7 protein-coding genes and 1 pseudogene are annotated in these 9301 nt (G+C 71.1%); 5 read left to right on the top strand and 3 right to left on the bottom strand.

Annotated elements, in window-relative coordinates; genetic code table 11:
• Positions 1–71: 71 nt before the first annotated feature.
• Positions 72–344 carry a hypothetical protein gene (locus AB0H52_RS30950; RefSeq protein WP_357951804.1) on the bottom strand — a complete coding sequence of 91 codons (273 nt, stop codon included), beginning with the start codon at positions 342–344 and terminating at the stop codon, positions 72–74.
• A gap of 157 nt (positions 345–501) precedes the next feature.
• On the opposite strand from AB0H52_RS30950, the gene AB0H52_RS30945 reads away from it, so the two are divergent.
• From AB0H52_RS30945 to AB0H52_RS30935, 3 genes and pseudogenes are all read left to right on the top strand, one after another.
• Complete coding sequence (locus AB0H52_RS30945) at positions 502–774, top strand: recombinase family protein (RefSeq protein ID WP_357951802.1); 273 nt, start codon at positions 502–504, stop codon at positions 772–774.
• Between the two features lie 504 nt (positions 775–1278).
• Positions 1279–1464: a hypothetical protein gene (locus tag AB0H52_RS30940; protein WP_357951800.1), complete on the top strand. Its 186-nt coding sequence runs from the start codon at positions 1279–1281 to the stop codon at positions 1462–1464.
• Positions 1464–1985: pseudogene (locus AB0H52_RS30935) on the top strand (hypothetical protein); the annotation flags it as partial. The gene AB0H52_RS30940 and the pseudogene AB0H52_RS30935, both read left to right, overlap by 1 nt.
• On the opposite strand, the gene AB0H52_RS30930 reads toward AB0H52_RS30935, so the two are convergent.
• Positions 1949–2380: a hypothetical protein gene (locus tag AB0H52_RS30930; RefSeq protein WP_357951810.1), complete on the bottom strand. Its 432-nt coding sequence runs from the start codon at positions 2378–2380 to the stop codon at positions 1949–1951. The pseudogene AB0H52_RS30935 and the gene AB0H52_RS30930 overlap by 37 nt on opposite strands.
• A 263-nt stretch (positions 2381–2643) precedes the next feature.
• On the opposite strand from AB0H52_RS30930, the gene AB0H52_RS30925 reads away from it, so the two are divergent.
• A complete protein-coding gene (locus AB0H52_RS30925; RefSeq protein ID WP_357951808.1) occupies positions 2644–3129 on the top strand; it encodes a TnpV protein in 486 nt (161 codons plus the stop codon).
• Positions 3130–3209: 80 nt separating this feature from the next.
• On the top strand, positions 3210–9002 hold the full coding sequence (locus tag AB0H52_RS30920; RefSeq protein WP_357951806.1) for a DEAD/DEAH box helicase family protein: 5793 nt from the start codon (positions 3210–3212) through the stop codon (positions 9000–9002).
• 27 nt (positions 9003–9029) lie between these two features.
• Here AB0H52_RS30920 and AB0H52_RS30915 read toward each other — a convergent pair.
• On the bottom strand, positions 9030–9301 hold a 272-nt coding region (locus tag AB0H52_RS30915), incomplete at its 5' end, for a hypothetical protein (RefSeq protein WP_357951798.1).

Raw genomic sequence — 9301 nt, 5'->3', positions numbered from 1 at the left:
CATGGCGAGGGATTCGCTGGTGTTGGCGCACCACGCCCCGAGTGGGTGGAAGCCGAAGCCTTTCTTGAACGTTACCGCCGCGCCCTGTTTATCCGGTTGATCAGCTCGATGGGGCGCGGCTGGGTGCGCAGGCAGGTGCGGCAGTCGATGGGGTCGGTGATCGCCTCGCCGGCGCGGACGTCGTCGCCGCGACCGCTGGCACCGCACCAGGCGGCGACGTAGCGAGGACTGCCGTCGGGGCCGGTGATGCTGCTCAGGCTGCCCAGGTGCACAGCCTTCCCGCGACCGACGCAGACGGGGGCGAGCTGGATGGGGCGAACCGAGTTCGTCGTACGCTGGATCATGGAACTCCCTTTCACAGAGGGGCTGTTCTTCCTGGTCCGGCTGGGTGGTGGCTCACCTGGCCGGACCGTTCCTTACTCCTCTATCGTACAGGAAAAGGTACAGAAAAAGATGTCTTGGGGGTCTTTTTCTGTACCTTTTTGCCGTACGGTGGGGGGCATGAGCAGCGAATCTGAAATGCGTCGGCCCGAGGTGTCGGCGGGAATGGCGGCGGCCCGGGACCGGGGTGTGCGGTTGGGTCGTCCGCCAGCGCCGTTGCCGCCCTCGGCTACCCGGGCGGCGGAACTGCGCGGTGAAGGGCTGTCGCTGGCCGCGATCGCGGCGGCGTTGAACGCCGAGCAGGTGCCGACGCCGTCTGGGAAGGGGCAGTGGGCCAAGAGCAGCGTCAAGTACGTGCTCGACCGGCACGACGCAGCTCAAGGGTCGGTGTAGACCCTTGTGGACGGGGTTTGCGGGCTTGCCCGCGCACGGTGCCGGGGGTGGGGTGGGATCTCCTCGTGTCGGCCGATCTCCGATCGACCGGGCCGGCTCTGGGACGGCCAGGCTCGGCGTAGCCGACCGCGAAGCGGCTTGGCCTGGTCGTCTCAGAGGTGGTCTGGTAGCCCTCTGGGCGGCCGGCGCGAGGGGATCCCACCCCTGGGTGACCACTCACCCACCTGGCGCTGTGGTCCCTGCCGGATCTCCGAGAGAGGCCCCGCCGGAGGCGTCGATAGTGGAGGGCACGACCACGGCGCCCCGGGTGCCGGTCCGCGTTCCCTGGGCCGGCTCGCTGCCCCTGTCGGCGATTCCGCGGCATCGCCCCTCGCTGCGGCGATGGCGGTAACGCGGCCTGCGGCCGGCGTGAGACGCACCGGAAGCGCCCAGCGAACCGGCCCGCGTTTCGATCCCGCTCGACATCCTGGTTACGGTGTGATCAAGCGATCACATGGGGGAGCGATGGCTGACGACGCCGCTGCGCCGATGGCCGCGCCGGACGCGGAGGACCTGCCCGACGGGCTCGCCGCCGGCCTGCAATCGCAGATCGACGACCTGACGGCCACACTGGAGCACCACCAACGCCTGTTCGAGTCGTTGCGAGCGCGCGGGCTGCTGCCCACCGAGCCTGACGACGGGCGGCCGTGATGACGGTGCCGGACCAGCCGCCGGCCAGGCCTGCGCGGGAGGTCGCCGAGCGTGTGGCGGCCTCGGTCGACCGGACGGCCGCGCTCCGCAGCCGTGCCGGGTCGCTGGCCGCTCAGGTCGCTGGCCCGCCTCGTCTGACAGGAGTCTCGGACGTGCGGCGGCAGCGCCTCCTGGCCGTTCAACGCGCGGCGGCCGAGTTCTACCGCGCCCAGCTCGACCGGCCTGACGGCGCGTCGCCGGCCCGGTGGCTGGCTGCCCAGGGCGTTCCGGTCGACGGGCGGTTGGCGGTGGGGTACGCGCCGGACCGGCCGGCAGCGCTGGTCAACGAGCTGCGGCGGCAGGGCTTCACCGATGTGGAGATCCGGGCGTCCGGCCTGGCGGCGACCGGCCGCAGCGGGCAACTGGTCGACCGCTTCCGTAACCGGGTGATGGTCGGCGTCCGCGAGCACCGGGATCCGGACCGGCCGGTGGTCGGCTTCGCCGGCTACGCACCGCCCGGGGTGCCGGACGTGGCGCCGGTGCTGCACAGCCCCGCCACGGTGGTGTTCCGGCCGGCCGAGGTGGTGTTCGGGCTCGCCGAGCAGCCTGAGCGCACCGGCCGGTCGGTGGTGGCGCGTACCGCGTTGGAGGCCATCGCTCTGGCCGAACGCGGCGAGGGTGCTCCGCTGGCGGTGGCCGCGTGCGGTCCGGCCTTGACCGGGCCGCAGGTCGCGGCGCTCACCGCGCAGGCGGATCCGGCGGCCGGCGTCGCCGTGGTCGTCGACGAGGACGGCAGCGCCGACGGGCGCAGGTCCGCGGCACGGGCCTTCCACGTGCTCGACCCTGCGGTGGGCCGGCACCCGCAGCGGCCGGGCCCGGTGCTGGCCGCCGCTGTGGACGGCGAGGACACCTGGCCGCTGGTGGAGGTCGTGGTCACCGCCCGGGTCGACTGGGCCGTGCGTACCTTCACCACGGCGGCGGGCCGGGAGGTCGCCGCTCAGTCGATCCGCGCGATGCTGCACGGGCAGCCTGACGACGTCGCCGAGCCGTTGGCCGCGTACGCCGCTGGCCGCCTCGGCGTCCCGGTCGACCCGACGCCGGCGACGCCCAGGCCGTCCGTGACCCCGCAGACGGCGGTCCCGGCACCGGTGCCGGCGGTCCTCGACGGCGCGGCGACCACGACAGGCCCGCCGGTCGGCGCTGACACCGACCAGCCGCCCACCGCGCCAGAGACGGAGACAGCAGAGGATGAACCGGTACGGGGCGCAAGCCCAGAGGCACTGGCAGACGTACCTACCGAACCGGTACGCGGCGCTGATAGCCGACGGGACGGACCTGAACAGCTTCTTCTCGACTTTGGGGGACCAGGCGACCCACCAGATCGAGGACCTGACGAGACAACTGGCCGGCCCGGACCCGGCCGGCGAGGGATACCTGGACAAGCTGGGCCGGCTCAACGAGGCCCGGATGGCGGCCGAGGAACAGGTGCTGCCGGAGCTGATCCTGCTCGACCCGGAGACGAACGAGACCAGCCCGCCGCCGACCCAGACCCCAGCAGCGGAGCCGCGGACGGATCAGGACGACTGGATCCCGATGGTGGAGGATCCGACCGATCCGCGCTGGCAGGAGATCGCGGAGCAGGAGGCCGCGATGAACGACGACAGCGACCCGCCCGCCCGCAGCTAGACGCCAAACCACCGGCCGCCGAGCCGGCCGCGCCGGTTGAGGCCGAAGCACCAGCTCCGGAGCCCGATCCGGACCGGCCGGTGTCGTTCACCCCGAGAGGGCAGCAGGATCTGGCCCCTCGGGGTGAGGTGGCCCGACTCAACGCGAACCTGGCGGCGCTGCGCACCCTACGAACACTTCAGGCCGAGGACCGGCCGGCCACCGCCGAGGAACAGGCGGTGCTGGCCCGCTGGTCGGGGTGGGGTGCGGTGCCCGGCGTGTTCGAAGGCCGCCCCGAGCACCGCGACTACGCGCGGTTCGCGGCGCCCCGCGAGCAACTGCGGCAGGTGCTCGACGAGCGGGAGTACGCAGCAGCCGAGCGCAACACCCTGAACGCCCACTACACCGACGCGGCGTACGTCCGCGCCATCTGGGACGCGGTCACCGGCCTCGGGTTCGAGGGCGGGGATGTGCTGGAACCGGGCTGCGGGCCGGGCACCTTCATCGGCCTGGCGCCCGGCGGCGCCCGGATGGTCGGGGTGGAGGTGGAACCGGTCACCGCTGGGATCGCCGCCGCGCTCTACCCGCACGCCACCATCCGCACCGAGTCGTTCGCGGCCACCCGCGCTCCGGCCGCCGCGTTCGACCTGACGATCGGCAACGTGCCGTTCAGGAAGTTCGCGCTGGCCGACCGGCGGCACAACCCGGGCAAGCACACGATCCACAACCACTTCCTGATCAAGAGCTTGCACCTGACCCGGCCCGGTGGGCTGGTGGTGGCGCTGACCTCCCGCTACACCATGGACGCCGCGAACCCGGCCGCCCGGCGGGAGATGGCCGCCCTGGCGGACCTGGTGGCCGCCGTGCGGCTACCGACCAGCGCGCACGAAGCCGCCGCCGGCACCAAGGTCGTCACCGACCTGCTGATCCTGCGCCGGCGTGAGCCCGGCCGCGAGCAGGCGGGGATGGCCTGGGAACAAACCCAGGAGATCGACGCACCCGACGGCGAGACCATCCACGTCAACGAGTTCTTCGCCCGCCGGCCCGACCGGATCCTCGGTGAGCTGTCCGTCGGCCGGGGCGCCCACAACGCGAAGGACCTGCTCGTCACCGGCACCGGCGACACCGCCGCCGACCTGGCCCGGGTCCTGGGCGACGTGGTCGACGAGGCCCGCCTCGCCGGGTTGACCCTGACCCCGCGCGTCGAGACCGGCCCGGCCGCTGCGGTCGCGGTCCTGGCCGCCGTCGGCCGCGAAGAGGGCCACATCGAAGCGCTCGACGACGGCGGCTTCACCACCGTCGTGGCCGGTCAGGTCGTCGAGCACAAAGTGCCCGCCACCCAAGCCGACGAGCTGCGGGCGCTGCTGCTGCTGCGCGACACCGTCACGGCCCTGCTGCAAGCGGAGTCGTCGTCGCTGGACGACGGCGACGAACACCCCGACGGCCCGCCGGCCGGCTCCGCGGCGTTCCTGCGGATCCGGCTGAACACCCTCTACGACGCCTACGTCGAGCAGTACGGCTTCCTGAACCGCTACGACACCTACACCCGCCGGCAGCGCAACAAGGCCACCGGGGAGCTGGAAACGATCCTCGATGAGGAGACCGGCCAGCCGAAGCTGTACCGCAACTACCCCCAACTCGCCGGATTCCGTGGAATCGACCCGTACGCCGCCACGGTGTTCGCGTTGGAGAACTTCAACGACGACACCCGCACCGCCACCAAAGCGGACATCTTCAGCAAGCGGGTCATCCTGCCCCGGGCACCCCGGCTGGGCGCCGACAGCCCCGAAGACGCGCTGGCCATCTGCCTCGACGACCACGGCACCGTGCTGCTGCCGGAGATCTCCCGGCTCCTCGGCGTCGACGAGCTCCAGGCCCGCGAAGCCCTCGGTGAGCTGGTCTACGACGATCCCGGCACCGGCCGCCTGGTCGAAGCCGCCGCGTACCTATCCGACAACGTCCGCGCCAAGCTCGACCAGGCACTGGTCGCCGTTGAGGACGACCCAAAGTTCGAGGTCAACGTCCGCGCCCTGCAACGGGTCCTGCCCCGCGACGTCGGCCCCGGCGAGATCATGGTGTCCTTCGGTGCCCCGTTCATCGACTACACCGAAGTGCAGACGTTCCTCCAGGAGATCCTGCACGATCCGCGGCTACGGGTGACGCACCCCGGCGGATCGGACTGGCAGGTCAAGGGCAGCCGAACCGGGGTGCTCGCCCGCTCAACCTGGGGCACCGAAGGTATGGCCGCCCCCGACTTGGCGCAGCGCTTGTTGACCAAAACCCCGATCCGGGTCTTCTACGAGATCGAGAAGGGCAAACGGGCCCTCGACGTGGAGGCGAGCGCCGCCGCGCAGGCCAAGGCCGTCGAGCTGGAGGACCGGTTCGAGTCCTGGGTGTGGGAGGAACCGGAGCGGGCCGCCCGCGTCGCGGCCACCTACAACCGGATGTTCAACGCCCACGTGCCCCGCTCGTACGTCGGCGCGCGGCGCAGCCTGCCCGGCATCTCGGTCGAGTTCAAACCTCGCCCTCACCAGATCGAGGCGGTCACCCGGATCGTCAACGAGCCCGGGGTGGGCCTGTTTCATTGCGTGGGCGCCGGCAAGACCGCCGTGATGGCGATCGGCGCGATGGAACTCAAACGGCTCGGGCTGGTCAACAAGCCGGCCATCGTCGTGCCGACGCACCTGCTCGAACAGTTCTCGCGGGAGTTCCTCCAGATCTACCCGCAGGCCCGGGTGCTGGCCGCCGGGCAGGACGACACCAGCGCCGCGCGTCGGCAGCGGTTCGTGGCCCGCTGCGCCACCGGCAACTGGGACACCGTCATCATGGCCGCCAGCTTCTTCGAGACGCTGCGGCTGTCCGACGACGAGCAGCAGCGCTTCCTCGACGGGGAACTGCATGAACTCCGGAACAAGATCGAACGGGCGCACGCGCAGGCCCTCGCCAACGGCGAAGAACCGAGGCGCAACGCCGCCGTCAAGCGTCTGCAAGGTGCCCTGGTCCGCCGGGAGGAGAAGATCAAGGCGAAGTTCGACAAGCCGACCGACCCGGGCGTGACGTTCGACCAGACCGGCGTCGACTTCGTCTTCCGCGACGAGTGGCACGACCTGAAGAACGACACGATCATGTCCAGCATCGTCGACGCCAGCAACGACGGCTCGGACCGGGCGATCGATTTCCGCGCCAAGCTCGGCTTCCTGCGCCGCCGCTACGGCCAGCGGGTGGTGTGCGGGGCTACCGCCACCCCGATCGCCAACTCGGTGCGGGAGCTGTACGTCGTCACTCGGCATCTGCGCCCAGACCTGCTTGAAGCCACCGGCACCCTGGACTTCGACACCTGGGCATCGGTGTTCGGCAAGGTCGTCACGACGGTGGAGATCTCGCCCACCGGCAGCGGTTTCCAGACCAAGTCACGGCTGGCGAAGTACACCAACGCCGCGGAATTGTCGCTGATGCTGCGCACCTTCGGCGACATCCGCACCCCCGAAGACCTGCAACTACCCACCCCGCTGCTCACCGTCAACGCCGACGGGCACCGCGCCCCGCACGTCATCCCCATCGACCCGGCGCCCGAGCTGGTCGACTTCATCGCCACACTCGACGACCGCGTCGAGTGGTGCCGCAACAACCCCCGAGAACGGGAGATCGACAACATCCTGAAGATCTCCGGGGAGGCGCGGGCCGCGTCGCTGGACCTACGGCTGCTCGGCCTGGACCAGAACACCCCGGGGAAGATCGACGTGGCGGCCGGCAACATCGCCGAGATCTGGCAGGCACACCGCGAGACCCGCTACCTGGTCGACCCGGACGCCGCGAACCCAGTCGAGCATCCCACCCCGGGTGCCTTGCAGATCGTGTTCTGCGACCTGGGCACCCCGAAGCCGAAGGACCCGGATCGGTGGACGGCGTACGAGGCGCTGCGCGATCGGCTGGTCGAGCTGGGGATGCCCCGCGAGTCCGTGAGGTTCATCCACGAGGCCAACAACGACAAAGAGAAGGCCAACCTCTTCTCCGCCTGCCGCAACGGTGACGTGTCAGTGCTCATCGGCTCGACCGGCCGGATGGGCACCGGCACCAACATCCAGAACCGGGCCGTCGCCTTGCACCACCTCGACTGCCCGTGGCGGCCGGCGGACATCACCCAACGAGACGGCCGGATCATGCGCCAGGGCAACCAGAACGCCGAGGTCAGCATCTACCGCTACGTCGTCACCGGCTCCTTCGACGCCTTCTCCTGGCAGACCGTCGCCCGCAAGGGCGGCTTCATCGACCAGATGATGCGCGGCACCGTCGGACGAGAGATCGAAGACGTCTCCGACGAGACCCTCCAGGCCCACCAGATCAAGGCGATCGCCACCGGCAACCCGCTGCTCATCGAGAAGGAGGAGTTGGGGATGGAGCTGGCCCGCCTGGAACGGGCCAACCGATCCCACCACAACACCCACGCCGCACTGGAGAAGCAGATCCGGGAGCTACACCAGTGGATCGCCGTCGACGAGCGGCGCATCGAGGCCCTGGACCAGACGATCGCCCAACGCCAGGACATTCGCGGGGAGAAGTTCCGGATGACCGTCGCCGGCCACCAGCTCGACAAGCGCCCCGACGCCGGCCGGGCACTGCAACACGCCCTCACCGCCGCGTCCGCCGGCCTCGGCTCCACCGAGCAGCGCGACCGGGTGCCACTGGCAGAGCTGGGCGGCTTCGCCATCACGGCCACCATCTGGAACGGCCGCGACGGGGTCCTGGTCTCCCTCACCGTCAACGACGACTCCGGCATGAACACCGTGCTGTCGCTGACCGACGCCACCACCGGTGACGCCACCGGCCTCATCCGCCGCCTCGAACACCACCTCGCCGCCCTGGAGGGCCGACGCGGGCAGCTCGTCGCCAACATCGCACGCCAACGGGAGGAGATCGAGCGGGCCCACACCCAGCTCGGCCAGCCCTTCGCCCGCCACGATGAACTCGTCAACACCCGGCACCGGATGCGGGCCGTCTCCGCTGCCGTCGACGCGATCGCCGACCTCGACTCCGTCCCGGTCAACACCGCCGCCGCACCCGCCGTACCGGTCACCCTCGACGACTCCTGGATGCCCGAGCAGGTGCGCGACAGCCTCACCGACGACGAACGCACCTGGCTGGCCACCCGGGTTCACCGCGTCGCCAACGCCGGCACGCTGCAAGGCGCCGCCCGCGCCCAGGACGACGTCGCCGCGTTCGCCGTCACCTTCGACAAGGCCCTCACCGCCATGCTCGGCGACCCGAACGAGCCCGGCCTTTCAGTGGCGATCTTCCTCAAGTGCGACGACCCCGACTGGCGAGCGAGCTTCTTCAACGCCGCGCGGCAGGCCGTCCACGACGCCGTCCGGGCGACACCACCACCGTCGCCGGACTCGCTGCCCAGCGCGCAGCCCACCGTGGCGGCGAATCAGCAGCAGGCAGCGACCCCGCTGACACCCGCCGCCATCCTCGCCGCCACCACCCAGCAGGACCGGGCGTTGCTGGACGCCTGCACCAGGCAGGCGGTACGCGCTGAGCAGGTCCAGGCCGCCGCCCGCGCCGGCGACGAGGCCGCGTTCGCCGCCGCGTTCGGTGCCGCCATGACCACCGCCATCGGCCAGCTCGACAACCCTGCCGACGTCGTGCGGCTCGTCGAGCTGCACGGCGACGAGGCGTTCAGGGCCGGCCTGACCAACCTCGTCTGGACCAAGCTCACGCCACGGCAACCCGGCCAGCCAGGCGAGGCCACCTCGCTGCCGGCCACCGCGGCCGCCGTCGCCGCCAAAGCGTTCGTCCCTGGCGGGCAGACCGCGTCGTCCACCGCCGCCACCACAGCGGCGCCCGTCTCTCCCGCGCCCGTCCAGCGGGGCATGGACCACGACCACGCGCGATGACCAACCCGTCCGGGCGAGCCGACTCCGTCATCGGCGAGGTGGCCTCGCCCTGAGACCGAGCAGCAGGTGCGCGGCGAAGCGCACCTCATCCAGGTGCGGTCCGCTACCAACGCGGAGCTGTGCGCCGATCCGCCGGGCGGTCGGCAGCACGAAGACGACAACGCCGGGCGGGTCGGCCGGCCTGGCTTCGACCACTCCCTCAAAGCCTCGTCGTAGCTTCCAGACCAAAAGCAACGCCAAGATGGGCCTTCGCGCGAACGGTTCGAGCCCGAGATCGTCATTCCGTGGGAGCATGGATA

Source organism: Micromonospora sp. NPDC050695 (assembly GCF_040654415.1).
Lineage (GTDB): Bacteria > Actinomycetota > Actinomycetes > Mycobacteriales > Micromonosporaceae > Micromonospora.
The sequence above is the reverse complement of the archived record's forward strand: the minus strand, read 5'-3'. Positions and strand labels throughout refer to the sequence as shown.

Excerpts from the sequence above, each read along its gene's own strand:
- AB0H52_RS30950 (WP_357951804.1), bottom strand. The coding sequence starts at position 344 with ATGATCCAGCGTACGACGAACTCGGTTCGCCCCATCCAGCTCGCCCCC.
- AB0H52_RS30945 (WP_357951802.1), top strand. The coding sequence starts at position 502 with ATGAGCAGCGAATCTGAAATGCGTCGGCCCGAGGTGTCGGCGGGAATG.
- AB0H52_RS30940 (WP_357951800.1), top strand. The coding sequence starts at position 1,279 with ATGGCTGACGACGCCGCTGCGCCGATGGCCGCGCCGGACGCGGAGGAC.